Origin of the sequence: Novosphingobium sp. ST904 (assembly GCF_001298105.1) — a bacterium.
In the GTDB taxonomy this organism is placed as follows: Bacteria; Pseudomonadota; Alphaproteobacteria; order Sphingomonadales; family Sphingomonadaceae; genus Novosphingobium.
This window is the reverse complement of sequence record NZ_LGJH01000149.1, coordinates 42669-65696: the sequence shown is the minus strand read 5'-3', so window position 1 is coordinate 65696 and position 23028 is coordinate 42669. Positions and strand designations below refer to the sequence as shown.

Genomic DNA, 23028 nt, shown 5'->3' with positions numbered 1-23028 from the left:
TCCCTTTGGACTTCCCCTAGCCCGCCAGATGCTCGCTGAGGGACCGCGCAGCGCCGACCAGCGCCTGCTTCACCCGGTCCATCTCCCCGCGCAAGGTCGCGCCGATGCCGATGGCGACCAGCGCGTGGGAGGGGGCGCCGCTGCCGCGACCGCCTTTCCACACCGGCGCCGCGATCACGGTGACCCCGGCGATATAGTGGCCGTCGTCCACGGCGATCCCGGTCAGCTTCGCTTCGGCGACTTGCGCGCACCATTCCTGCCATGACGGCGCCTCGTCCCAGCGCAGCGTTTCGAACCGGGGGCGCAGCGCTTCGAGGTCCGGCGCCCCGAAGGCGGCGATGCAGCGGCCGGTGGCGGAGACAAGCGCGGGGAAGCGGCTGCCGACCTGGGTCGAGAGTTGGAAAGCCTCGCCCGATTGCGCCATCGCGGTGACGATGATGTGGTCGAGCCCGAAGATCTGCACACCCAATGTGGTCAGTCCGAACTCGCGCGAGATACGGTCAAGCGGGGACTGCGCGAGGTCGTTGAACTGGTCCCGTTTCAGCCAGGCGCGGGCGAGGGTGAGGACCCCGGCATCGAGAGCGTAGCGCTTGGTGTCCGGGTCGAAAGCGACCAGTTCCTCGGCCACAAGCGCCCGTAAAACATAGAGACAGGTGCTGGGCACGAGCCCCAGTTCACGCGCCACGGCCTGTACCCCCATGGGCGATCCACGTTTGCCGAGCAGGCGCAGCACGGCTGCCGCCCGGGCGATGGCGGGGGCCTTGCTGGCGCGCACGGGGTCTTCGAGAGGATCTGTGGGGCTAGTCATTCAATATATAGAATAACATTCAATATTTACAAAACAAGCCTGCTTCATCACATTTGCTGAACACAAGAACAAACGGTCGGCGCCGAATCGCGAGAAGCGAATCGTGCTGGCGCGGAAGCGGGATGAGCGATGGTGAAGTTGACCGACCTTTCGAGCTATGCCGATGCGCAGGCGCACGCCTCTTCGGCCGCGCTGTGGGACCTGTTCGACGGCGACCGTGAGGTGCTGAACATCGCGCATGAATGCATCACCCGCCATGCCGATGGTTCGGGACGGCCGGCGGTGCGGATTGCCCACGCAGATGGCCGCGATGAAATCCTCAGCTTCGATCTGATTGCCGCCGGGGCCGCGCGGTTCGCGCACTGGCTCGATGCCGAGGGCGTGCAGCCGGGTGAGCGGATCGCCTTTATGCTGGAACCCTCGCTGCCGTTCTACGTCTGCCTGTTCGGGGCGATGCAGACCGGGGCGATCTCGGTGCCGCTGTTCACGCTGTTTGGTCCCGACGCGCTCAAGCTGCGGATCGACGACTGCAAGCCATCGATCCTCATCACCAATGCCGAAAAGGCGGAGCTCGCACGCGGGGCGGTGACGGCGGAAAACGGGCTGCGCGTGATCGTCGCGGACGATGGCCTGCTGGACGAGATCGCGAAGTATCCGGCGACCTATGAGCCGAAGACCAGGGCGGGTGACCTCGCCGTGTTCCAGTACACCAGCGGCACCACGCGCGAATTGCCTGAGGCGGTGAAGCACACGCACAAGGCGCTGGTTACGCTGATGTTCGCGGCGCTCTACGGCACCGGCATCCGGCCCAGGACCGCAAACGGGGAAGGCGACGAGTTCTTCTGCCCGTCCTCGCCCGCATGGGGGCACGGTCTGTGGCACGGCACGCTGGCGCCGCTCGGTCTTGGCGTCACCACTGGCACTTTCGCCGGACGCTTCGATCCGGTGCGGCTGATGAAGGCGCTGGACGATTATGGCATCACCAACATGTCGGCCGCGGCTACGCACTACCGGATGATGAAGAACAGCGGCGCGGCGGGGGACTTCAAGTTCCACTTCCGCAAGCTGTCCTACACCGGGGAGCCGATCGACCCGGCGACTCTGGAATTCATCGACGGGGCATTCAAGGTGCCCGTCTGCTCGATGTACGGCACCACCGAGATCGGCGTCGTGCTGGTGAACTATCCCGGCGCACCGGACTTCACGGTGAAGCCGGGATCGCTGGGCAAGGCGGTTCCGGGCCAGAAGCTGGAAGTGCAGCGCCCTGACGGCACCCCCACCGCGCCCGGCGAGATCGGTGAGCTGATGCTCTGGCGCGGCGGTGCCTGGATGACCACCAAGGACCGCGCGAAGATCGATGAGGACGGCTATTTCTACCACTGCGGCCGCGCCGACGACGTGATCATCTCGGCCGGCTGGACGATGTCCGCCGTCGAGATCGAGAACACCATGCTGCGGCATGAGAACGTGCTCGAATGCGGCGTGATCGGCGTGCCGGACGAGAAGCGCGGGCAAGTGGTGAAGGCCTTCGTCGTGGCGAACCGCGCCGGAGACGATGCCTTCGTCAAGGAGCTTCAGGACTTCACCCGCCAGAAGCTCGCCCAGCATGAATTCCCGCGCATCGTGGAGTTCGTGGACGAGCTTCCCAAGAACCCGGCCGGCAAGGTCCACCGCAAGATGCTGCGCGATCGCGAAGCGGCGAAGGCCGCCGAAGCGGTCGGCTGAACCCAATCCGAAAATTCAGGAGAGTACCGAAATGGCAACCACAGCAGAGTCCAAGTTCCCCAAGATCACGAGGCCGGCCTCGACGATCTGCGCGCCCGCATCGGCGTGAAGATCGAGAACACCGTCGAGCCGTGGAACTACGAAGCCACCCGTGACGCGATCCGCCACTATGCCCACGGCATCGGCGACGACAATCCGCTGTGGTGCGATCCGGAATATGCGAAGAACACGAAGTACGGCTCAATCGTCGCGCTGCCTTCGTTCCTCTTCACCACCAGCCGCATCGTCTCGGGCTACTGCGGCGGTCTTTCGGGCGTGCACGCCATGTGGGCGGGTGCGGACTGGACCTGGCAGAAGCCGGTGCTGCGCAACGACACCATCACCACGGTGGCCTATCTCAAGGATCTGGTCGAGCATCAGACCAAGTTCGCCGGTCGCTCGTTCCAGCAGATCTACCACGTCGACTTCTTCAACCAGCACGGTGAGCAGGTTGCCGGCGCCGATTCGTGGGTGTTCCGTACCGACCGTGACGAGGCCCGCGAGCGCGGCACCAAGTACACCGAAGCGCGCGGCCGCGTTGAGCCCTTCACCCAGGAACAGCTCGACGAATTCTACGACATCTACGACCAGGAAGAGATCCGCGGCGCCACCCCGCGCTACTTCGAGGACGTGAACGTCGGCGACAAGCTGCCGCCTATGATGAAGGGCCCGATGACCGTCACCGGCTTCATCTGCTACGCGCAAGGCTGGGGCGGCCTCTACATCCGCGCCAACAAGCTGGCCTACAAGATGCAGAAGGCCCACCCGGGTCTGGGCATCCGCAACCGCTTCAACGTGCCGGACTGCCCCGAGCGCGTGCACTGGGACGAAGCTTTCGCTCTCGAAGTGGGCGCGCCGGGCGCTTACGACTACGGTCCGGAGCGTTGCTCGTGGCTGACGCACCACATGACCAACTGGATCGGCGACGACGGCTTCCTCACCAGGTCGGACTGCCAGATCCGCCGCCACAACCCGGACGGTGATGCCATCATCATCACCGGCGAAGTGACGCGCAAGTTCGAGGAAGGCGGCAAGAAGTTCGTCGAAGTGTCGCAGAAGGCGACCACCCATCGCGGCGAACTCTCGGCCTTCGGCACCGCCGTTGCGGAACTGCCCAGCAAGGGCTGATCGCAAGAGGCATTGCCGCCGATAGCGGCATGGCGATTTCGCCCGGACCTTTGTCAGAAGGTTCGGGCCGTGTCGTATGAGTGGCCGTGAGAAAACGGGAGAGCAGGCAGTGGGACAGGATGCAGCAGCGCCGCAGTTCGAGGCCAATGGCAATGTGCGGGTTCCGGCCTTCACCTTGCCCGTTTCCAGCCTGCTGAGCGAGGAAGCCGCAGCCTTCCAGCGCATGCGTGCCACCACCCCCGCTTTCGATGCCGCCGGTGAGAACGAAGCGGACATCGCCGCCCGGCGTGAACAGATCAATGCCTATGCCGCGCAAGGCGTCGCCCGTCTGCGCGACAATTTCGCGGTAGAGATCGTCCCCAGCACCATCGGCGGCGTGGAGGTGCTGGACGTCACCCCCGCCGACGGCAGCCACGATCCCGAGCGCGTGCTGATAAACCTGCACGGCGGAGCCTTCACCGTCGGGTGGGACGGGATCGCGCTTCTCGAGGCGATCCCCATTGCCGCGCTTGGCAGATATCGCGTCGTCAGCGTCAACTATCGCATGGCGCCCGAGCATCGCCATCCGGCAGGCGTGGAAGATGTCGCGGCGGTCTATGCCGCGCTGCTGGCGGACTATGCCCCCGGCCGGATCGGCATCTATGGCGGTTCCGCAGGCGGCGCGCTGACGGCGCAGGCCGCCGCTTGGCTGCCGGCGCATGGACTGCCGCAAGCGGGCGCGGTGGGCATCTTCGGCGCGGGCGGAGTGCCGTTCGGAACCGGAGAGTCTGCCTATGTCGCAGGCTATATCGACGCCTCTTTCCCGCCGCCGCCCGCTGACGGCAGCACGCCCATGGATATCACGCGCGGCTATTTCGACGGCTGCGATCCGCGCGATCCCAGCGCCTGGCCGGGCTATCACCTGGACGTGCTGGCGACCTTTCCGCCCACGCTCATCATCACCGGCACCCGCGCGATGGACCTCAGCCCGGCGATCTTCACCAATTCGCAGCTGCTCAAGGCCGGCATCCGTTCGACGCTGATCGTCGGCGAGGGCATGGGCCACTGCTACCACTACGGCCTCCACATGCCCGAGGGGCGCGATGCCGTGGCGGCTATCCTCTCCTTCTTTCGCGAGAACCTGTCCCGATGAATGCAGACGAACCGGTAAACCGGGCTTGGGCCGGGCCGCTCGCCGGTGTGCGCGTGATCGACTTTACCCGCGTGCTGGCAGGCCCCGCCGCCAGCCTCGCGCTGGCCGACATGGGCGCCGAGGTTTTCAAGATCGAGCCGCCCGGCACGGGTGACGAAACCCGCTCCTTCCCGCCGCTTCGCGATGGGGAGAGCCACTATTACCTCGCGGTCAATCGCGGCAAGCAGTCCATCGTCGTCGATCTCAAGACGGAGGAAGGGCTGGCTCTCGTTCGCGATCTGGCGGCCAAGTGCGACGTGCTGGTGGAGAACTATCGGCCGGGTGTGATGGAGCGGCTGGGGCTCGGCTACGATACGATGAAGGCCATCAACCCGCGCCTGATCTACTGTTCGATCTCGGGCTATGGCCAGACCGGGCCGCTCAAGGACCGGCCCAGTTTCGACATCGTGCTGCAGGCCATGTCCGGCGCGCTTTCGATGAACGGAGAGCCTGACGGACTGCCAACCAAGCTGGGCATTCCGCTGGGCGATCTGGTTGGCGGGATCAACGGGCCGATCGGCATCCTTTCGGCGCTCTACGAACGCGAGCGGACCGGGGTGGGGCGGCATATCGACGTCAGCCTGATGGACGGGCTGATCGGGATGCTCGGCTATATCGCGCAGCTTTCCTTCTTCAACGGCACGGACCCGAACCGGGTAGGGTCGCAGCATCCCAATCTCGTGCCTTACGGGATTTTCCCGGCGCGGGAGGGCTCGATCGTGGTCGCCTGCCTCACGCCGGGCTTCTGGAGCCGTATCTGCCGCTCGATCGACCGGCCCGAACTTACCGAAGACCCGCGCTACGACACCCTGGAGAAGCGCCGCGATGCGCGGGCCGAGGTGAACGCCATCGTCAGCGCCTTTACCGAGCGGCACAGCGTGGACGAACTCGTGGCGATATTCACCGCGCACGAAGTGCCGCATGCCCCGATCCTCGGCGTGTCGGAAGCGCTGGCGCAGCCGCAGGCGGTGGAGCGCGAGATGGTGGTGGAAACGCAGCACAGCACACTGGGCCCGATCCCCATCGTCAATCGCCCGATCCGCTTCACCGACGCGCCCCAGCCCGTGCCCAGCGCGCCGCCGGTATTGGGCGAGCACACCGATGCGATCCTTGGCAACGTGCTCGATCTTTCGCCCGAGCGAATTGCGCAGCTGCGGAACGCCGGAGTGGTTGCCTGAGCCCCCACATCGGGCAAGGCTGGCGGGACAAGACTTGAGAGGATTTCCAGATGGCAGACCTGCGCTTCGACAATAGAGTCGCCGTGATCACCGGCGGCGGGCGCGGGCTTGGCCGGGCTCATGCCCTGTTGCTGGCCAGCCGGGGCTGCAAGCTGGTGATCAACGATCCTGGCGTCTCGATGGCGGGCGATGCCACCGAGGAAGGTCCGGCGGAAGCGCTTGCCGCCGAAATCCGCGCGGCCGGCGGAGAGGCGGTGGCCAATACCGACAGCGTCGCTACGCCCGAAGGCGGCAAGGCCATCATCGGGGCCGCGCTCGATGCCTTCGGGCGGATCGATATCCTGATCCACTCGGCCGGCAACGTGCGGCGGGGCAGCCTTTCCGAGCTTTCCTACGAGGATTTCACCAGCGTCCTCGATGTTCATCTGAAGGGCGCCTACCACGTCGTGCGTGAGGCTTTCCCGCACATGATGGCGCAGGGCTATGGCCGCATCGTGCTGACCAGCTCGATCAACGGGCTCTACGGCAAGTCCGACAATGTGACTTACGCGATGTGCAAGGCGGGCTTCATGGGCCTGTCCAACACCGCCGCGATCGAGGGGCAGCACGCCGATGTGAAATCCAACCTGATCGTTCCTGCCGCCGTCACCCGCATGTCGGAAGGGATCGACACCAGCCAGTTCCCGCCGATGGAGCCGGAACAGGTGGCGCCGATGGTCGGCTATCTCTGTCACGAAAGCTGCGAGGCCACCGGCGAAATGTTCGTGGCGATGGGCGGCCGCCTGGCGCGCGCGCGCATCACCGAGAACGAGGGGGCGTTCCGTCAGGACTGGTCGCTGGAGCAGGTTTCCGCAGATATCGACGTTATCCGGCAGGGCGGCGAGACGGTGGCGTTTCCGCCGGTGCCCGATGGGCAGCTCGAACACCTTCTCTATGGTTTCGGCGTGATTCGCGGGGCGACCACGGCCGCCTGACAATGATCTGCATTTCAAGGATTTAATGCTAGCGCATTCAGGATGCGCTTTCTCATTTGCCTGACATTCACCCTGATGTCCTTGCCCGGCGCGGTTTCGGCCCATCCGGGCGGCGTGAATGCGGCCGGTTGTCATAGCAACCGCAAGACGGGGGATTATCATTGCCACGGCAGCAGGGCCGCGCCCGCGCCCGCGCCTGTCAGGCCGCAGCGATCCCCGGGCGGAGCGGGCTATTATCCCAATTGCGCCAGCGCGCGGGCAGCGGGCGCCGCTCCGCTGCGCCGTGGCGACGCGGGATACCGGCCGGGGCTGGACCGGGACGCGATGGAATCGCCTGCGAATAGGAAGGAAATGGTGGGCGGTGAGGGGCTCGAACCCCCGACCCTCTCGGTGTAAACGAGATGCTCTACCAACTGAGCTAACCGCCCGGACGCGCTGTGTGCGCCGCAGAACGCGCCAAATAAGCGATTTTGCGGCCGCGTCAACTCCCCTCGTTTCGGAACAAAGCGGGCTCGGATGGAACAGATCGGGACCTAGAGTCCCGACATAGTCCCGACCAGATCACGCCTATCTCGCAGGCTCCCCGCAATGCGGTCTCCGAACGCACGCTCGCGCACAATTCCGCACATCGGCTTCAGACCTTGGGCAGGGTGTTAGCGATCAAGAACGCTTCGCTGAAGGCCGCTGCCTACCGTCGAATTCTCAAGGGTATGGGGTATGCGTCGCCAACGCCTAATGTTTCTAATAAGCACGAAATTTCAATGTCTTACGGTCTAATAAATTACTAATCTTGTTATAATCAAATTATAGAGAGAGAGGGTAATTTCTAGATCGATAAATATCCTTGTTTTCCAGTGACATAAGGTTTGAGGCCTGAAAATATTAGGCCAGATTAGATCGCGGTTCTAATGGCAAGAATGGCTAAATTCTGCGGGTCTTTGGCCTTCCTCGACGGCGCATTAGAAACATTAGGCCTTAGCGACGAATGGGGGTGGCTGTCGGCTGCACGCCCAGCTCGGCCAAATGCACAATTCTCGACGAAGAAGGAGAAAGCGAGGCGTGGGGGTGAGGGCGTTTCGAAGGCTTAGCCGCGGTTCCCTCGCCCAGGTGCGTCCCGGTGAGCCGATTGACGTCCAGCGACGCTCGGCGCACCATCCCCGCATGTGCAATCTCTACCGGTTGACGAAGGCGGCCGACGCGGTCGCGGCGCTATTCCGAGCCAGGACATCGGCCGCGCCGAATTTCGCGGCCGAGATCTACCCCGGCTATCCCGGCCTGGTCGTTGCAGAGGGCGAAGTCCGCGCGATGAACTGGGGCTTCCCCCTCGTGCTCAAGAGCAAGAAGACCGGCGCACCGCTGAAACCGAAGCCGGTGAACAACACGCGCGAGGACAAGCTGCACACCGGCTTCTGGATCGACAGTTTCCGGCACCGGCGCTGCCTGATCCCGGTAACCGCATGGGCGGAAGCCGAGGGCGCGAAGGGCAGCATGACGCGCACATGGTACTCGCTGCCGGATGACGATCTCTTCGCGGTCGCGGGCATCTGGCGGCCCACGGCCGAGTGGGGCAATGCCTACTCCATGGTGATGGTCGATGGCTGCGATCAGATGGCGGACGTTCACGACCGCATGCCGACCATCCTTTCCCGCGACGATTGGGACCGCTGGACCACCGGGACGCCGGACGAGGCGCTCGCCCTATGCCGCGTCTATTCCGAGCCGCTGATCGTCGATCGCACGGACGAACCTTGGTTCAAGCGATCATCCAGCGCGGCGTCGGCAACGCTGCTCTGAAGCTGCCATCCATTGGTCGCACTGCTGTTGACCGACTCGATTTCTGTTCTTCATATGTTCCATTTTGCGGAGTAGCGAAAATGGAACAGATTGCCGAAATCCGTGACGCAGTGGCGCGGGCGCTGGAGCAGCGAGGGCTAGATAACCGCGAGTTTCTGAGGCAAATCCGCACGGGGGAGCAAGACGACGGCCCCTACATGACTGGCGCCATTGCCTGCGCGACCGTACTGGCCAAGCGCCAGGGCGCGCGTTGATGTGGCACGCTGCGCCGATGGCCTGAAGATTGCGAACAGCATCTTCGAAGCGGCCGCGTGGTCCTATTCGATCAGGCTGACCTGCAAGTGCGGGCACACGGCCGTGTTCGATCCGCACGCCTTGTGGTGGCTCTTCGAACGGCGCGGCTGGAACGGGTCATTCGTCCAGGCCAAGCGGCGCTTCTACTGCAGCGAGTGCAAGAAACAGCGCTCTTGGAGGTTCACCGCGATCACGCTTGAGACGTGCAGCGATCCGCCAACGATCAGCCTTCCCATGCCGGATGAACCCGTGTGGAAGCGGGCGATCAATCGCTTTCGAGGTTAGGCCATTCGTCAGCTTCGCGCCCATTACCCCCGGACAGCAGGTATTTTCCATTGATCAAAAGAGGCCGCTCGTTCAGGCGAGGCCGCCCTATGTTACGCGAGAAAAGCTGTCGGTCCGCGACCGCCCATTCGGGACGTTCCCACGTTAGGGCCTCTAGCCTCTCGACAGATGCATGCTCAATCCGATAAAAGATTGAGGGCAATGGGGAAGCTAATTAATGACGGTTGTTCTTCTTTTAGTGGCTGCCGCCTCAGGGGTGATCTCGGCACCAACCGAGGACCAACGCCTCGTTCTATGGCAAACTCTTCGCGAAGGGATGTCGGTGGAAGAGGCAGCAAGCGCGCTTCGCGCGGTCGACGGCATTGGGGGAGTGACTGTCAAGAAGACAAGTAAAGGTTCTCGCCTCAACATTGGGTATGTAGGGGATGGCATTGAGGTTGACGGCCTCCAGTACAAGGCAAGCCTTGTATTCAGTTCGTCGGGCTTAACTACTGTTCACCTTCAGACTGATGCATGCTTGAGCCGCGCCACTCAGAAGTACGAGAGTCTTCGTGAACTGCTAATTCAAAAATATGGAAACGCTATGGCTCAGCGTGAGGTGACAGAAGATCGCCAACTCGTAGCTATACGTAACACGTTCGATACTACGCCAACGCGAGTGCTGCTAAGGCTTGAACCAGGGACGGTTCCTCAGCATACCTATGGGGCAAGTGGAAAGTTGATGCTGTTAGCACAGAATATCGCAAACAACGAAGTGGACTCGCAGATAGTCAAGTGTCCAAATGATCGAGGTCAGAGGGCAACTCTCGAGGTGAGCTACCTGAGCAATACCGCTGCTCAAGCAGCATCGTCGGCCGCAGCAGCCGAAGCTAGTGCCCAAGGTGAGCGGGATAAAAGCAAACTGTAAGCGTCATCACACTCGCTAAAGCGAACTGGCACCTTACCACCCAATTCAGCCGTTGCAGAACGATCGAAGCGCGCTTGTCAAAAAAGGCGGCGTCACCAATCTGACGCCGCCCCTTGCCATCAATTCGAAACAATTACCTCGCGCACGGCCTTGGCATTGCCCCCGCCGCCCACTGTGTAGGCCAGCTCCTCCTCCCGGAAGTCGAACCCGGCGAAGATCCGGCGCACCTCGGGATGATCGTTGAGTGACAGGATGAACCGGCCGCGCAGGCCGCGCAGCTGCAGGGCCATCTGTTCGAACTGGCTGCGATCAAACATGTCGCGGCCATAGTCGCCCTCGCTGCCGTAGTAGGGCGGGTCGAGGTAGAACAGCGTCCCCGGCCTATCGTACCGGGTGATGAAATCCGACCAGGGCAAGCGCTCGATCACGACGCCGGCAAGCCGCTCATGCACCGCCTCGATCATGGGGGCGAGCTTGGTCACGTCGAACCGCGCCCCGCCATCCACTACCACGCCGAACGTCTTGCCGCGCACCTTCCCGCCGAATGCCAGACGCTGGAGATAGAGGAACCTCGCCGCCCGCTGCATGTCGGTGAGTGAGCTGGGCTCCAGCGCCAGCAGCTTCTCGAAACCGGCGCGACTCGTGATCTGCCAGCGCAACATGTCCAGGAAGGCGAGGTAGTGGTGCTGGATCACGCGGAAGAACGTCGCCACGTCCTCCGACCAGTCGTTGATGATCTCGGCCTTGGGCTTCTGGTCGCGGCGCAGGAACACGCCTCCCATGCCCACGAACACCTCAGCATAGGCCTGATGCTCGATGGAGTTGATCAGCGCGACCAGGCGCTTGGCGAGCGCGCGCTTGCCGCCGATGTAGGGCGCGAGCGGCCGCACTGGATCCACCGGGGACAGCGCGAGCGCGGGATTCGACATCATCAATCATGTTCCTTATTTGTTCCCGCGCCGAGTCGGCAGGCGGGATGGTCCCGGGGCGGGACGATCTGGATCATGACGAACTTCTCTCGTCGGACTTGGGCGTTGCCGCGCCCCTGTCCCCCGCCTCTCGGCAGGGCAAACTCACCGCGTGCCGGCGGGCAGCTTCTGGAACCCGTTACCCACTTGCCGGATGATCTGCCCATCCGAGAGCAAGTAATCGGCGAAGGCCAGGACCTGCACGCCGAACCAGTCGTTCATGCGGAGCATGCGCCTCGCGATCGGCACGATCTCGGTCTCGTAGTAGGCGTCCCGGGCTTCACTCACCTTGCCGAACCCGCTGCTGTTCGTGGGCACGATGCCGATAAGCTGGGGCGGCGTGCGGTGCGCAGCGAGCATATCGTCACGGCTCATGGTCTTGATATTGGTGAACTCGTCCTTCGCGGTCACGTCCGAGAGCGGCACGATCTGCACACCGTCCTTCTTCCCGCCCGGAATGTGCATGAACAGGTTGCGGAAGTTCCCCCGGCCCTTGGCGCTCTTGAGCTGATCGGTGATCGCGTCCGCCATCTGCGTGTCGGCCAGCGGTTCGGAAAGGTAGAAGACGAAGCCCGCGTGCGCCCCGTTGAGGTAGTATTTCCGGCGGAACAGCGTGGCGTTCTCGTTGAGCAGGCCCGATTGCAGCGCCGACAGCCACTCCGGCATCCCGAAGATTTCCTGCGCCACGTCCGGCTGCTGCAGGTGGAAGATGCGGCCGATCGGGAATTCGTGGATGTCGCCCATCGGACCGTTCACGAACCAGTACTTGCCCGCCTCGATGCCCGGCCGCGTGTGCAGCGCCGGGGCATGGTCTGCCCGGGCAAGCCCGCCCGCCATGTTCGGCACATGTTCCAGATAGCCGTTGCCCATTTGGAGGAAGTCGAGCGCGAACCGTTCGAAAGCATCGGAGCCAAGCCAGCGAGACGGTGTCTGCTGGGCAACCAGAATGTTCACTTTCAGCGCGATCGCACTGCGGTGATAGGGGCTCATGTTGAAGGTCTGGGCCAGCTTGCCCATCGGCAGCGGCGGCTCGTACCAGCGGCCGTTGTGCCACATCTCGAAGTACTGGCTCAGCTCGCGGCTATCGATCACGCTTTCGGGATCGCCGAAGCGGAAAGCGGTCACGGTCGGGCTGGCCTTGGCGGCCTGCCCCTCTGCATGCGCCACGGGGACAACATCGGTGGTCTCGGTCATGAAAACTCCTATCAGAAGGGGACCACGCGCCCGCTGCTGCCTTCACCGGCAGTGGCGACGTCCAGCGGCTCGTTGGAAAGTGCATTGAGAAGCGCCCATGCGACGTCGGCGTGGCCGATCTCGCCATTGCGCTTGGCGACGTAGGTGACGCCCTTTTGGCTCCCGGTCAGCGCCGGGCGGATCGCCATCAGCGCAGCCATGAGGTCCGTCCACTCCTGGTCGAACTCGATGCGCTGATTGCGGAAAATGTTCTGGCCCTTCATGACCAGCGCGGATTTGACGGCGACGGAATATTCGATCCTGCGGGCCATCGGGAACCACCTGGACACGATCTCCCACACCGCCTGACCATGGCCGGTGGTGTCGATCGCAATGTCCGTCACGCGGTAGCGCTGGGCCACTTTTTTGATGAAATCGGCCTGCCCTTCGAAATCGCGCCCGTTGAGCCGGTGCTTTTCCAGCACCCGGAACTTGCCCTTGCCCGCCTGTTCGGGCGGCGCCACCACCACCAGCGCCGCGTCGTCGCGCCCCTGCTTGTTGGGGTCGTACCCAATCCAGACCGGCAGATCGCCGAACGGGCGCCCGCCCGGTATCTCGATCAGCGCAGGCTTGAAATCGCGCCACCTGTAGAAGCTGTCCACGCGCGCCGGGGCGATCCGGTTGAACGGGAAGCTGCTTTCGGAATCGTCTACGTCCTCGCACTCGTAGAGGTTGCGGAACGCCTCCTCCGAATACTTGGCCCGCTGCATCTCCACGTCGACCAGTTTGGCCAGGCCCATCTTGCAGGCGTCGTGGATCGTCAGGATCTGCTGCCAGCTTCCATCGGGCATGATGGCGCCGCGCCGCAGGTTCTTCAGGCTGATGTCGAACGGCTTTTGCGCGCGACGATCGCGGCCCGCGTTCCACTCCTCGCCAGACCACCAGGCGTAACTCGCGTGCGTCTTGGTGGACGGCGTCGAGAAGTACGTTTCCTTGTAGATCTTGTGCGTGGTCATGCCGCTGGCCACGCGGTTCAGTTCCGCGAAGCCATGCACCCATGCGTATTCGTCGAAGTAGAGGTCGCCGCTTTCGCCCTGCGCCGTCGCCGAGTTGGTCGACAGGAAGTAGAACCCGACCTGATCGAGCGCGGGGCCGGTGGCATCGCCATCCTCGTCTTCCGGGTACTGCCCGGCAAAATCGAGGGTGATGATCTTGCCCTTGAGTTCCACGCCGGTGACGCGGCGAACCCATCCCGTGATCTCGCGCCGGAACTTGAGGGCCTGCCGCTCTGATGCGGAAAGGAAGATCTGGTTGCGCGGAGCTTCTTCGAGCGACAGCTCTTCTCGGCCCACACCGGCAAGCACAGCCTCGGCCACCTTGGCCAGCGCCTCGCGGGCGAAGTACCACGTCGCGCCGACCTGACGGCTCTTCCGGATCTTGCGGGTGCGCTGATTGCGCTGTTCCCACCACAGTTCCTGGTATTCGAAATTGCGCTTGTGGAAGTCGTCAAGCAGCGCCTGCCACTGCTCCAGCGTCAGGAAATTCTTGCGCTTCTCCGCACGCTTGGCCTTGGCCTGATCGTTGTTCCGATTGCCGACCTTGGGGTTGAGATCGCCCTCCCGGCCGGTCTCGTTGTACTTGCGGATCCGCGCCGTCCGCTCAAGCTGGCGCGTCAGGAAGTCGATACGCTTCATGTCCCCTTCGGTCAGGGGCTCCTTGTCGAGCAGGTTGGCAACCTTCACCTCGATCCGGTCGTCGATGATGTCCACCGCTGGATGGGTCTCCCACCCATCCCGGCGCGACCAGCTCGCCAGCGTGTTGTAATTGACCCCCAGCTCCTCCTCGATCTGGGTCAGTTGCCACCCGCGCCAGAATAGCGAGCGGGCTTCCCGGCGCAGGGCACGCCCCACCTGACGGCTAACCGTCGCAGCGTTCTTCGCGCTTTTGGCAGGGCGGGCATTGGGCATGACCATGCCATGCACCGGCACCGCCCCCCTCGGGCATGGCCTGCGCGGGTAAAGCCCAGCGTCACCGCGCCCGCGCGTTGCGAGAATGCAGGCGGTCGGGCTTCAAGTCCTCATCGAACGCCGGGCGCCGTAATCGCCCAGATCAGGACCGAACGCGGAGCCCGAACCATGAAGACCAAAGCCTTCCTTCTCGCCACTTCCGGCCCGACCGTGGACGGCCGCAACATTGAGCCCAAGCTGCTCACTGAAATGGCGGAAAGCTACAACCCGAAGACCTACGGCGCGCGTCTCAACATCGAGCATATTCGCGGCGCAACCGGGCAGGCCCCGTTCCGCGCGTTCGGCGACGTGACCGAACTTTCAACGGCCGAGGTCGAGGTCGATTTCAACGGCAAGAAGGAAAAGCGCACCGGCCTCTACGGCGTGTTCGACATCAACGAGGATGCCAAGGCGCTCAACGATGCCGGCCAGAAGGTCTATCCCTCGATCGAGATCGAGCCCAACTTCGCGGGAAAGGGCTTCGCTTACCTCATGGGCTGCGCGCTCACCGACAGCCCAGCCTCGATCGCCACCGAACGCCTGCAGTTCAACCGCCAGCTCCCCGGCACCGAAGTCTATTCGCGCGACATCGCCGACACTATCGAGTTCGCCAACGAAGGCAGCAGTGCCAGCGGCGACAGCTTCCTGACCAAGTTCGGCGCCATGCTCGATAGCTTCTCGGCCAAGTTCACCCCTCCGAAGGCCGAAGTTACCCCGCCCAAGGAAGCGGAACCCTCAGCACCGGCCGCGTTCGATTTCAGCCAGATCAAGGTGCTCTTCGGCGAACTCGGCAAGTCCTTCTCGGACGAGATCGGCGCCCTCCGCACCGAACTCCGCTCCGAGGTCGATGCCATCGGCGTAAAGCTGAGCAAGGTCGAGAAGGTGCAGGAAGAAACCCCGTCCAACAAGTTCAGCCGCCGCCCCCCGAGTGATGGTGGCGCGGGCGATTTCGCCGGCGTCTTCTGAGCCGATCCATCCACCGCCGCCCCGCATTTTCTAAACAGGACCATAGACCATGGGTTACTCTCTCTCCGATCGCGGCCGCGAGCGCCTGGACGGCCTTTTCAATGCCATCGGGCATGCAAATGGCGTCACCAACATCGGCCGCCAGTTCTCCCTTTCGCCCACCAGCGAACAGCGCCTTGAGGATTTGCAGCGCGAAAGCGTCGGCTTCTTGTCGCGCATCAACATCATGCCGCGCCGCGATCTGATCGGCGAAGTTCTCGGCCTCGGCACCAACAACATGGTCGGTCGCCGCATTTCGCGCCCGAACCTGCCGCGCAAGCCCGCCTACGTGGGCAACCTGCAGGACCGCGAATACAAGCTCTACAGCACGCTGTTCGACACGTACCTGCCGTGGGAAGTCATCGATGCATGGTCGAAGTTCCCTGACTTCGCCCAGCGCTATGCCAAGCACGTCGCCACCTCCATCGGCCTTACCCGCATCATGGTCGGTTGGAACGGCGTCGAAGCGGCGACGGATTCCGATCCCGAGGAGAACCCGCTTGGCGAAGACCTCAATATCGGTTGGCTGCAGAAGCTGCGCGTCGAAAAGGCCAGCCATGTCATGGGCCGCGAAACTGTCACCAACGGCGATGTCACGACCGCGACCGGCGCCGCCAAGCCGATCTACATCGGCAAGAACTCGGACACGGCAGACGGCGACTACAAGAACATCGACGCGCTCGCCTATGACCTGATCGCCGGCATGCCGAGCTACGCGCGCCAGTCAACCGATCATGTGGTGGTCGTCAGCCAGGATCTGGTGGACGAGAAGTACTTCCCGATGGTCAACCGCCCGCTTGCGGACACGATCGACGGTGGAAAGTCCACCAGCGACCAGACCGTTTCCGATATCGTCATGTCGTCCAAGCAGATCGGCGGCCGTCCGGCAGCTATCGCGCCTTTCTTCCCCGAAGGCACGATGCTGATCACGCCGCTGGGCAAGCCCAATGCGGAAAACAGCTCGAACCTGTCGATGTACTACCAGGAGGAATCGCGCCGCCGGTACATCAAGGATGAACCGGAAAACATGGCGGGCCTGGTCGACTACAACTCGGTCAACGAAGGCTACGTGATCGAAGACACCGACTTCGCCGTGATGGCCGAGAACATCACCTTCGGTGACCGCCCCTAATACCACCCCGGAGAGGGCATTGATGGCGGAATGCTGGCATCCGGGCCGGCATCCGCAAGAGCCCAGAACATAGGCCGGGGGCAGATGGTTTCGCACCTTCCTGTCTGCGGCGGCCGCCGCCGGATATGCGGCCATTTCCCCAGATCATAGGAGAGCCCCGCATGGTCAGCCCCTTCCGTCGCCATCAGCAGATGGTCCGTGGCCTCAAGAGCGCGGGCCCCAACCACGTCAGCCATCGCGCTGCACCGGCCGAACCCAAGCCGGACAGCGAAGCCGGCCTCGAATACGCCACGCTGCGCGTCGTGCTGCACGACAACATCCGCACGATGCACGACATCGATTCGGTCGAAGCACGCAACCCGATGAAGGCCGAATTCGCCAAGACGTTCGCGGACTGGATCGAAGGCGTCCTCACTGCCGGCGAACAGGGACTGGCCGCGCAGGACGAAATCCTCGTGACCAACATGATCTGGGCGCTGGACTACCGCGACTACGATTACGCGTTGCGGATCGGTGCCCACGTCATCAAGTTCGGCCTCGTCCTGCCCGAACGCTTCAAGCGCACCCCCGCGTGCTTCCTCGCCGAAAGCTTTGCCGATACCGCGCTGGAGCAGCACGAACTCATCTCGCTCGAACAGCTCTTGCACGTCCTGGCACTGGTGGACGGCGCCGACATGCCCGATCAAGCCAAGGCCAAGCTGCACAAGGCCATCGGCCGCGCCTACGACCGCAAGGCCGAGGATCTCGATCCCGCCGCCGACAATGCGCCCGCCGGTGGGAAGGCGGCTTTCGTCACGGAAGCGCTCGTCCATCTCAACCGTGCCCGCGTGCTGGATCCCGGCGTCGGCGTGAAGACCGATATCAAGCGCCTCGACGCCCAGCTCAAGAAGCTGACGCCCACAGGCGCCCCCACCGAATAACGGACCGCCCCACGGCGCTCGGGGGGCGGACGGTCTGATCGGGATCCGCTTGCGGCCATGCCGAACCAAACCGTCCCCACCCCCCGAAAACCGCTCTCGCCCTCGCCAAAGGATCGCCCATGACCGGCCTGATCGCCTTTCCCGCCCCAGAAGCCGATTCGCCTGATGCGCAGGTTGTGGCCGATGGCTGGTTCCCCCCGGTCAAGCTCGCCGCCGTGCGCGACGTGATCCGCATTGGCGATGGCACCGTGCCCGAACCCCGGCTCACCGCCGCAATCGAAGGCGGGATGCTGCATGCCTTCCGCGAATTGTCGCAATGGCGCAGCGCCCGCGTCGCCGAGGGCGCCGCCTCGCTTGCCGCCGTCACCACCACCACGATCAACGACCGCAACATCGCGGAGGTCCTGTGGGAGCGCGTGGTGCGCTATTTCGCCGGGGCCGAGCTGTACGACCAGTACCGCGATATCTCGGCCACTGACGACGGCCTCGACCGCGCGGCCGAGAAGGATACCTCGGCTGACGATCAGCGAGCGCTGGCGCTCGGCGCCGTGGCGGACCTCCGCAGCATCGGCGCCGACAAGCCGGTGCCGCGCAACCGGGTGGAACTTATCTGATGAAGAGCATGCGTATTTATCGCGTCGGCTCGAAAGCCATCGTGATCGAGGAAATCTCGCACTGGTGGGTCGCGCCGATGGCAATTGGCGGCCCCTCTCTGTGCATCTCCATGCGCAACGGCAAGCAGATCAGTCTTGAGGTCACGGACACGCCAGACGGCTCCGATGGTTATGCGATCGAAGCGGCCCTGATCGAATTTATTAGCAGGTTTTGACATGATGTCCGGCGATGAACGTTTGACCGATGAGGAACACGCTCTGGTCACGATGATTGGCGAAGTCTGGAACGCGTTTCTAAAACTACCCGAAGAGCATGTGCGGGATCGCGCCGAATTCTGTAACAAGGTCCATGATCTGCAGTACATGATCCTCGGTCGCCCGGCTCGCCGCGCGATCAATCACCCGGCACAGCAATGACCACGACCGCCACCGCGCTCGACGGTGACACCGTGGACGCCATTTGCTGGCGCGAGCTGGGCCGCACGCGCGGCGTTACCGAACAGGTGCTGGCGCTCAATCCCGGCCTTGCCGCGCTCGGCACGCGCCTGCCCGCCGGAACCGTGGTCACCTTGCCGGACCTCGCCACCGCCGCGCCCGCCATCCTCGAAACCGTCAAGCTCTGGGACTGACCCATGCGCAAGATCGAAACCCTGCGCGACGCCATCTATGGCGCGCTGCCCGAACTGAAGCGCGATCCTGATCGCATCCGCATCTGGATCGAGCGCGGCTCCGCGAAATCCACGCTGACCGAGAATCGCGGCCTCTGCTTTGCATTCCAGCTCAACGTCCTGGTCGTGGAGATGGCCACCGATCTTGCCGTCCTGGCGCTGGCCGTGTTCATGTGGCTGCGCACCAATCAGCCGGAACTGATGGTGCCGAACGCCGAAGGTTTCAGCTTCGACGCTGATATCCTCGACAACAAGACTGCCGACGTTCTGATCCAACTTCAGCTTGATCAGGTGGTGGTCGCTACGCCCAATCCCGATGGCAGCGTTGCGCTTGATTATCGCGGCGAGCCCGATCCGCTGTTCACGGATCCGCTCAGCATCACTGGCACGCAGCCGCCCCCGGCGCTGACCGGCTTCGAGGCGACCGAAGACCTGCCACCTTGGGACGATTGAGCCCGTGGCCGAAGACCTGAACCAGTTTAGCGAGTGGTTTGGCCGCATCCTTGCGGGGCTGGAACCTGCACAGATGCGGCGCGGCTCCCTCAAACTGGGACAGGCGCTACGCCTCGCGAACGTGAAGCGCATTGCCGAAAACGTGGAGCCGGACGGCCGCCCCATGGAGCCGCGCAAGCCCCGCAAGGACAGGCGCGGGCGCCTTCGCAGGCGCCAGACCGGCAAGATGTTCAAGGGCCTGCGCCGCCTCCGAAACTGGAAAATCGACGCGGACGAGGGCGGAGTCGAAATCCGGCCCGCATCCGGCAACGTGGACCGCGTCGCATCGGTCAGCCAGTTCGGCGAAACCACGACGATTGGCTACCGCCCGAACCATTCCCCGATCCGCGCCCGCTACCCCATCCGCCGCCTGCTCGGCTTCGCGCCAAGCGATGAGCGCATCGTGATGGAAGTCGCCGAATCCCTGATCGAACCGGGTAAATAGTTCAAATTGTATTTACGATTAGTGCTTGACGCCATGTCAAATCGTAACTACAAAAAACCCATGATCATCGTATGGGACGAACCGAAGCGCATCGTGAACCTTGCCAAGCACGGCATTGACTTCGCGGACATTGGCGAGGATTTCTTCGCTTCGGCGCTGGTTCGCGAAGCCAAGGATGGCCGCTTCGCTGCCATCGGGCGCATGAACGGCGTTATCGCGGTGATCTTCGCCACGCTGGGCACCGAAGGCATCTCGATCATTTCGGCCCGCCCCGCCAGCAAGAACGAACGGAGGCTGATGTCATGACCGAACCCAAGATCACACAGGCCGACATGGACGCGGTCAGCGACAACCCGGAATGGACGGAAGCGGATATCGCCAAGGCCGTACCCTTCGCCGAAGCGTTCCCGCATCTGGCGAAGACCATGCGCGCACGCGGAGCGCAGAAGGCTCCGACGAAGGTCAGCACCACGATCCGGCTTTCGCCCGAGGTTGTGGACTTTTTCAAGAAGGGCGGGCCGGGCTGGCAATCGCGCATCGATGACGCCCTGCGCGAAATAGTCGCCAAACACTGAGTTTTCACGCGGTGATCGGGGGAGCCCCGATCCGCAAGCCGGTCGGCGCATGTTGTCTCGCCCGGGCCGCTAGGTAGCGCCAGCCTCTACCCCCACATACCCTACCGCGCGCGTGTGAAGCTGGACCATGCCATGGGCCATGGTCGGATCAATCGCCTCCTCGCCCTCGGTGGACCTTTCCGCGCTGCCCCCGCCGGTATCGGTCGATACGCCGGACTATGAAACGCGGCTCGCGGGCAAGCTTGCCCGCCTGATCTCGTTGATGCCCGAATTCTCCGCGCTGGTGGAAAGCGATCCGGCAATGATCCTGCTGGAGTCGGACAGCTACGACGAAACGGTCCTTGTCCAGTCGTTCGCCGATACCGGCCGCGCGCTGCTGCTGGCCTTTGCCACCGGGGCGAACCTCGATCATCTCGCGCGATCGTGGACTGCCCGCGCCTGGTCGTCACCCCGGCCACGGACACGGCGGCCGCCGTCATGGAAAAGGATGCGCCCTACAAGCTGCGTATCCAGCTTGCGCCGCACCGCTTCTCCGTTGCCGGTCCCGAGCTGGCCTACAAATTCCACGCCATGTCGGCGCATGGTGATGTCGCAGACGTTTCGGCCGAATCCCCGGAGCCGGAGGATATCCGGTCGCTGGTGCTGGACGTGCTTGCCGCCCATGCCGCATCCGATGCTCTCGTAGCGGACATGACCGCCGCGCTGGACGCGGCAGACTGGCCGGGCGATGTGAACATCACCGTGATGTCGAACAGCGGCACGGGCGTGCCCCCGGCCGCAGTCGTGGCCGCTGTGGACAGCGCGCTTCAGGGCGACGTCCGCCCGATGACCGATCGCGTGCGGGTCCGCCCGGCAGAACGGATCGGCTACGATATCGAAGCCCGCATCTATCCCTTCGCCGGGCCTGACCAGGACTTGATCCTTGAAACGGCCCTGGCGAAGCTCGATGCCTACCTGAAGGAAGCCCGGCGGCTCGGCCGCGATATCGAACCGTCAGCGCACACGGCGGCACTGTTCGTGGGCAATGTCGCCCGCGTCGAACTGATCTCCCCGGCCGTAGACGGTCCTATAGACCTGTCGCAGTTCGCCGACGCGGACACGATCGATGTCTCCATCGGGGGCACTGTCTGGTGACCAGCCTGCTTCCGCCCAACTCCACTGCCGCCGAAATCGCCCTTGAACAGGCGCTTCTGGTCCGCGTCGATCTGTCCAGGGTTGCCGCGCTCAAGAACCCGTTTGCCTGTCAGGCAGACGTCTTGCCTTTCCTTGGATGGGAACTGGCGATCAGCCATTGGGATACGACGTGGACCGTCGCCGAAAAGCGTGCAGCAGTGGCGGGGGCCGTGGCCTTCCACAAACGCAAGGGCACGCGCGCCGCTGTTGAGGAAGTGCTCGCCCGCTTCCATCCGCTGCTGTCGGTTGTCGAATGGTGGCAGATGGACCCGGTGGGCGTTCCCCATACCTTCGAAGTGCGCGCCCCGGCGCTGGAGATCGGCGCCGAGTTCCTGACCGCCGAGACGGCAGAATCCATCATCCGCGATGTGGCCGCCGCCAAGCCGCTGCGCTCCCACTTCGATTTCGTCCAGTCGCTGGAAGCACAGGCCACTCTGTTCATGGCCGCTGGCGGGCTCGCCGGGGGCACGCACCGCGCCGACTACCAGGCGCAGCACGATGCAAGCCGCGACTGGTCGCTCGTCCTTCAAACCGAAATCGGTGAGCCCGTTCTGACCGAGGACGGGCTCGATTATCTGGAGACCCATTGATGGCCTCGCTTGCCCTCAAGCTGACTGACGCGGGCCTTGCCGCCGTGCAGGGCGCCGCCGGCTCCGACAAGGTGGTCCTGTCCCACCTTGGCCTCACCGCCACCCCGTTCGACTATGCCCCCACGCTCACCGTGCTGCCGGGCGAATTCAAGCGGATCGATGTGACATCCGGCCTCGCGGCGGCGGCAAACATCACGCACCTCACCGCCTACGACTATTCCGCCGATGTGTGGTCCGCCACCGGGCTTGGCCTGTTCATGTCGGACGGCGTGCTCTTTGCGATCTATACCGGCGCCGACGTGATCCTGAGCAAGGCGGCGCTGGCCTTCGCCCTGCTGGCTTTCGATATCTCGTTCGGCAGCGACGTTGCCGCGAACATCGAATACGGGAACGCCCTGTTCACGAACCCGCCCGCCACCACGGAAATGCGCGGCGTGGTGGAACTGGCCACGCTGGCCGAAGCCAAGGCCGGGCTGGACGAACTGCGTGCGCTCACGGCCGCCGTCGCCAAGGCATCGCTGCTCGATTGGCTGGGCTTCACGCCGCTCGATGCCGATGCCTACACCGCCGCCGATGTGCTCGCGAAGCTGCTGACCGTCCATGGTGCCGGGTCCGCGCTCGATGCCGATCTTCTCGATGGCTTCCACGGCTCTGCATATGACCGGATCGTCGAAAGAAGCCTGATCGAGAACGGCGGCTATGAGGTCTACGCCTCGGGCAAGAAGGTGACTTGGGGGAAAGTCGATATCCCCCAGGACACTTACGTCACCTTCAATCTGCCGGTGGCCCACACCGAATGGGTCAATCCATCGCTCGCCGTCAGCACGGCGGGCGGCATCACCGACGTCCAGGACAACACCGGCATCACCGCCATCGTTGGCGCCCCGCCCACCGGCATCCGCCTTTGGAATGCCGACAACCGCACGATCACCGTGTGGATCCGCACGATCGGCGTCTGAGAGAG

The 23028-nt window shown here is 63.7% G+C and carries 29 protein-coding genes and 1 tRNA gene; 24 read left to right on the top strand and 6 right to left on the bottom strand.

The features are described from left to right. Window positions 1-16 precede the first annotated feature (16 nt). Entirely contained in the window at window positions 17-808 is a 792-nt protein-coding gene (locus ADT71_RS15705) for an IclR family transcriptional regulator (protein WP_054438318.1), read from the bottom strand. A 129-nt stretch (window positions 809-937) separates the two neighbouring features. Between ADT71_RS15705 and ADT71_RS15700 the strand changes: the two genes are divergently transcribed. The 6 genes from ADT71_RS15700 (at window position 938) to ADT71_RS15675 (ending at window position 7419) form a co-directional block, all read left to right on the top strand. Further along, entirely contained in the window at window positions 938-2533 is a 1596-nt protein-coding gene (locus tag ADT71_RS15700; RefSeq protein ID WP_054438316.1) for an acyl-CoA synthetase, read from the top strand. A 105-nt stretch (window positions 2534-2638) separates the two neighbouring features. Beyond that, window positions 2639-3700 (top strand): MaoC family dehydratase N-terminal domain-containing protein, encoded by a 1062-nt coding sequence (locus ADT71_RS15695; protein ID WP_231635915.1) that lies wholly within the window; start codon window positions 2639-2641, stop codon window positions 3698-3700. Window positions 3701-3809: 109 nt separating this feature from the next. Then, window positions 3810-4832, top strand: a complete 1023-nt coding sequence (locus tag ADT71_RS15690; RefSeq protein ID WP_231635914.1) for an alpha/beta hydrolase — start codon at window positions 3810-3812, stop codon at window positions 4830-4832. Next, a complete protein-coding gene (locus ADT71_RS15685) occupies window positions 4829-6049 on the top strand; it encodes a CaiB/BaiF CoA-transferase family protein (protein ID WP_054438311.1) in 1221 nt (406 codons plus the stop codon). Before ADT71_RS15690 ends, ADT71_RS15685 begins: the two co-directional genes overlap by 4 nt. Window positions 6050-6099: 50 nt before the next feature. After that, a complete protein-coding gene (locus ADT71_RS15680; RefSeq protein WP_054438309.1) occupies window positions 6100-7023 on the top strand; it encodes an SDR family NAD(P)-dependent oxidoreductase in 924 nt (307 codons plus the stop codon). A gap of 42 nt (window positions 7024-7065) precedes the next feature. Next, complete coding sequence (locus ADT71_RS15675) at window positions 7066-7419, top strand: YHYH domain-containing protein (RefSeq protein ID WP_369818275.1); 354 nt, start codon at window positions 7066-7068, stop codon at window positions 7417-7419. On the opposite strand, the gene ADT71_RS15670 is transcribed toward ADT71_RS15675, so the two are convergent. Further along, a tRNA-Val gene (locus tag ADT71_RS15670) sits at window positions 7376-7451 on the bottom strand. The two genes, ADT71_RS15675 and ADT71_RS15670, sit on opposite strands and share 44 nt — an antisense overlap. A gap of 733 nt (window positions 7452-8184) precedes the next feature. On the opposite strand from ADT71_RS15670, the gene ADT71_RS15665 reads away from it, so the two are divergent. The 4 genes from ADT71_RS15665 to ADT71_RS31445 all read left to right on the top strand — a co-directional run bounded on the left by ADT71_RS15665 (window position 8185) and on the right by ADT71_RS31445 (window position 10303). Then, window positions 8185-8817 carry an SOS response-associated peptidase gene (locus ADT71_RS15665; protein WP_054438306.1) on the top strand — a complete coding sequence of 211 codons (633 nt, stop codon included), beginning with the start codon at window positions 8185-8187 and terminating at the stop codon, window positions 8815-8817. An 80-nt stretch (window positions 8818-8897) separates the two neighbouring features. After that, window positions 8898-9071, top strand: a complete 174-nt coding sequence (locus ADT71_RS32200) for a hypothetical protein (protein WP_165913182.1) — start codon at window positions 8898-8900, stop codon at window positions 9069-9071. Between the two features lies 1 nt (window position 9072). Further along, window positions 9073-9396, top strand: a complete 324-nt coding sequence (locus tag ADT71_RS15660; protein WP_054438304.1) for a hypothetical protein — start codon at window positions 9073-9075, stop codon at window positions 9394-9396. Between the two features lie 217 nt (window positions 9397-9613). Continuing rightward, window positions 9614-10303: a hypothetical protein gene (locus ADT71_RS31445; protein ID WP_132468683.1), complete on the top strand. Its 690-nt coding sequence runs from the start codon at window positions 9614-9616 to the stop codon at window positions 10301-10303. A 119-nt stretch (window positions 10304-10422) separates the two neighbouring features. Here ADT71_RS31445 and ADT71_RS15655 read toward each other — a convergent pair whose 3' ends face one another. The 3 genes from ADT71_RS15655 to ADT71_RS15645 all read right to left on the bottom strand — a co-directional run bounded on the left by ADT71_RS15655 (window position 10423) and on the right by ADT71_RS15645 (window position 14432). After that, window positions 10423-11235, bottom strand: coding sequence for a DNA adenine methylase (locus ADT71_RS15655; protein ID WP_054438303.1), 813 nt, complete (start codon window positions 11233-11235; stop codon window positions 10423-10425). Window positions 11236-11376: 141 nt separating this feature from the next. Next, window positions 11377-12465, bottom strand: a complete 1089-nt coding sequence (locus ADT71_RS15650; RefSeq protein ID WP_082370384.1) for a phage portal protein — start codon at window positions 12463-12465, stop codon at window positions 11377-11379. Between the two features lie 11 nt (window positions 12466-12476). Then, window positions 12477-14432 (bottom strand): terminase large subunit domain-containing protein, encoded by a 1956-nt coding sequence (locus ADT71_RS15645; protein ID WP_156336621.1) that lies wholly within the window; start codon window positions 14430-14432, stop codon window positions 12477-12479. 147 nt (window positions 14433-14579) lie between these two features. Here ADT71_RS15645 and ADT71_RS15640 point away from each other — a divergent pair, with 147 nt between their 5' ends. From ADT71_RS15640 to ADT71_RS15590, 11 genes are all read left to right on the top strand, one after another. After that, window positions 14580-15416, top strand: coding sequence for a capsid scaffolding protein (locus ADT71_RS15640; protein ID WP_054438299.1), 837 nt, complete (start codon window positions 14580-14582; stop codon window positions 15414-15416). Window positions 15417-15465: 49 nt separating this feature from the next. Beyond that, window positions 15466-16587, top strand: a complete 1122-nt coding sequence (locus ADT71_RS15635) for a P2 family phage major capsid protein (RefSeq protein WP_054438297.1) — start codon at window positions 15466-15468, stop codon at window positions 16585-16587. 161 nt (window positions 16588-16748) lie between these two features. Next, window positions 16749-17507, top strand: coding sequence for a phage terminase small subunit (gpM, locus tag ADT71_RS15630; RefSeq protein WP_054438295.1), 759 nt, complete (start codon window positions 16749-16751; stop codon window positions 17505-17507). A 119-nt stretch (window positions 17508-17626) separates the two neighbouring features. Then, window positions 17627-18121 carry a head completion/stabilization protein gene (locus tag ADT71_RS15625; RefSeq protein ID WP_054438291.1) on the top strand — a complete coding sequence of 165 codons (495 nt, stop codon included), beginning with the start codon at window positions 17627-17629 and terminating at the stop codon, window positions 18119-18121. Then, entirely contained in the window at window positions 18121-18336 is a 216-nt protein-coding gene (locus ADT71_RS15620) for a hypothetical protein (RefSeq protein ID WP_054438286.1), read from the top strand. The genes ADT71_RS15625 and ADT71_RS15620 overlap by 1 nt, the downstream gene beginning before the upstream one ends. Window position 18337: 1 nt before the next feature. Beyond that, window positions 18338-18538, top strand: a complete 201-nt coding sequence (locus ADT71_RS15615; protein ID WP_082370381.1) for a hypothetical protein — start codon at window positions 18338-18340, stop codon at window positions 18536-18538. Then, window positions 18535-18750 (top strand): tail protein X, encoded by a 216-nt coding sequence (locus ADT71_RS15610; RefSeq protein ID WP_054438283.1) that lies wholly within the window; start codon window positions 18535-18537, stop codon window positions 18748-18750. The genes ADT71_RS15615 and ADT71_RS15610 overlap by 4 nt, the downstream gene beginning before the upstream one ends. A gap of 3 nt (window positions 18751-18753) precedes the next feature. Next, the gene (locus tag ADT71_RS15605) at window positions 18754-19242 is read left to right on the top strand and encodes a phage tail protein (RefSeq protein ID WP_054438279.1); all 489 of its coding nucleotides are present in this window, start codon (window positions 18754-18756) and stop codon (window positions 19240-19242) included. 4 nt (window positions 19243-19246) lie between these two features. Then, window positions 19247-19726, top strand: coding sequence for a phage virion morphogenesis protein (locus ADT71_RS15600; RefSeq protein ID WP_054438276.1), 480 nt, complete (start codon window positions 19247-19249; stop codon window positions 19724-19726). Between the two features lie 60 nt (window positions 19727-19786). After that, window positions 19787-20032 (top strand): BrnT family toxin, encoded by a 246-nt coding sequence (locus ADT71_RS15595; protein WP_054438274.1) that lies wholly within the window; start codon window positions 19787-19789, stop codon window positions 20030-20032. After that, a complete protein-coding gene (locus tag ADT71_RS15590) occupies window positions 20029-20301 on the top strand; it encodes a BrnA antitoxin family protein (protein ID WP_054438271.1) in 273 nt (90 codons plus the stop codon). The genes ADT71_RS15595 and ADT71_RS15590 overlap by 4 nt, the downstream gene beginning before the upstream one ends. A gap of 148 nt (window positions 20302-20449) precedes the next feature. On the opposite strand, the gene ADT71_RS15585 is transcribed toward ADT71_RS15590, so the two are convergent. Further along, entirely contained in the window at window positions 20450-20713 is a 264-nt protein-coding gene (locus ADT71_RS15585; protein ID WP_054438269.1) for a hypothetical protein, read from the bottom strand. Window positions 20714-20724: 11 nt separating this feature from the next. Here ADT71_RS15585 and ADT71_RS15580 point away from each other — a divergent pair, with 11 nt between their 5' ends. Genes ADT71_RS15580 through ADT71_RS15570 form a run of 3 tightly spaced genes read left to right on the top strand, consistent with a single transcriptional unit; the run spans window position 20725 to window position 23023 of the window. Beyond that, complete coding sequence (locus ADT71_RS15580) at window positions 20725-21435, top strand: baseplate J/gp47 family protein (RefSeq protein ID WP_054438268.1); 711 nt, start codon at window positions 20725-20727, stop codon at window positions 21433-21435. Then, window positions 21432-22064, top strand: a complete 633-nt coding sequence (locus tag ADT71_RS15575) for a phage tail protein I (protein ID WP_054438265.1) — start codon at window positions 21432-21434, stop codon at window positions 22062-22064. The genes ADT71_RS15580 and ADT71_RS15575 overlap by 4 nt, the downstream gene beginning before the upstream one ends. Continuing rightward, window positions 22064-23023 carry a hypothetical protein gene (locus tag ADT71_RS15570; protein ID WP_054438263.1) on the top strand — a complete coding sequence of 320 codons (960 nt, stop codon included), beginning with the start codon at window positions 22064-22066 and terminating at the stop codon, window positions 23021-23023. Before ADT71_RS15575 ends, ADT71_RS15570 begins: the two co-directional genes overlap by 1 nt. Window positions 23024-23028: the final 5 nt, after the last annotated feature.

Bases quoted from the DNA above. Each gene is read 5' to 3' on its own strand.
- ADT71_RS15620 (WP_054438286.1), top strand. From the start codon at position 18,121: ATGAAGAGCATGCGTATTTATCGCGTCGGCTCGAAAGCCATCGTGATC.
- ADT71_RS15685 (WP_054438311.1), top strand. From the start codon at position 4,829: ATGAATGCAGACGAACCGGTAAACCGGGCTTGGGCCGGGCCGCTCGCC.
- ADT71_RS15650 (WP_082370384.1), bottom strand. From the start codon at position 12,465: ATGACCGAGACCACCGATGTTGTCCCCGTGGCGCATGCAGAGGGGCAG.
- ADT71_RS15590 (WP_054438271.1), top strand. From the start codon at position 20,029: ATGACCGAACCCAAGATCACACAGGCCGACATGGACGCGGTCAGCGAC.
- ADT71_RS15700 (WP_054438316.1), top strand. From the start codon at position 938: ATGGTGAAGTTGACCGACCTTTCGAGCTATGCCGATGCGCAGGCGCAC.
- ADT71_RS31445 (WP_132468683.1), top strand. From the start codon at position 9,614: ATGACGGTTGTTCTTCTTTTAGTGGCTGCCGCCTCAGGGGTGATCTCG.
- ADT71_RS15640 (WP_054438299.1), top strand. From the start codon at position 14,580: ATGAAGACCAAAGCCTTCCTTCTCGCCACTTCCGGCCCGACCGTGGAC.
- ADT71_RS15585 (WP_054438269.1), bottom strand. From the start codon at position 20,713: ATGATCGAGGTTCGCCCCGGTGGCAAAGGCCAGCAGCAGCGCGCGGCC.
- ADT71_RS15675 (WP_369818275.1), top strand. From the start codon at position 7,066: ATGCGCTTTCTCATTTGCCTGACATTCACCCTGATGTCCTTGCCCGGC.
- ADT71_RS15605 (WP_054438279.1), top strand. From the start codon at position 18,754: ATGCGCAAGATCGAAACCCTGCGCGACGCCATCTATGGCGCGCTGCCC.
- ADT71_RS15610 (WP_054438283.1), top strand. From the start codon at position 18,535: ATGACCACGACCGCCACCGCGCTCGACGGTGACACCGTGGACGCCATT.
- ADT71_RS15625 (WP_054438291.1), top strand. From the start codon at position 17,627: ATGACCGGCCTGATCGCCTTTCCCGCCCCAGAAGCCGATTCGCCTGAT.
- ADT71_RS15665 (WP_054438306.1), top strand. From the start codon at position 8,185: ATGTGCAATCTCTACCGGTTGACGAAGGCGGCCGACGCGGTCGCGGCG.
- ADT71_RS15705 (WP_054438318.1), bottom strand. From the start codon at position 808: ATGACTAGCCCCACAGATCCTCTCGAAGACCCCGTGCGCGCCAGCAAG.
- ADT71_RS15570 (WP_054438263.1), top strand. From the start codon at position 22,064: ATGGCCTCGCTTGCCCTCAAGCTGACTGACGCGGGCCTTGCCGCCGTG.
- ADT71_RS15635 (WP_054438297.1), top strand. From the start codon at position 15,466: ATGGGTTACTCTCTCTCCGATCGCGGCCGCGAGCGCCTGGACGGCCTT.
- ADT71_RS15680 (WP_054438309.1), top strand. From the start codon at position 6,100: ATGGCAGACCTGCGCTTCGACAATAGAGTCGCCGTGATCACCGGCGGC.
- ADT71_RS15615 (WP_082370381.1), top strand. From the start codon at position 18,338: ATGATGTCCGGCGATGAACGTTTGACCGATGAGGAACACGCTCTGGTC.
- gpM (WP_054438295.1), top strand. From the start codon at position 16,749: ATGGTCAGCCCCTTCCGTCGCCATCAGCAGATGGTCCGTGGCCTCAAG.
- ADT71_RS15595 (WP_054438274.1), top strand. From the start codon at position 19,787: ATGATCATCGTATGGGACGAACCGAAGCGCATCGTGAACCTTGCCAAG.
- ADT71_RS32200 (WP_165913182.1), top strand. From the start codon at position 8,898: ATGGAACAGATTGCCGAAATCCGTGACGCAGTGGCGCGGGCGCTGGAG.
- ADT71_RS15655 (WP_054438303.1), bottom strand. From the start codon at position 11,235: ATGATGTCGAATCCCGCGCTCGCGCTGTCCCCGGTGGATCCAGTGCGG.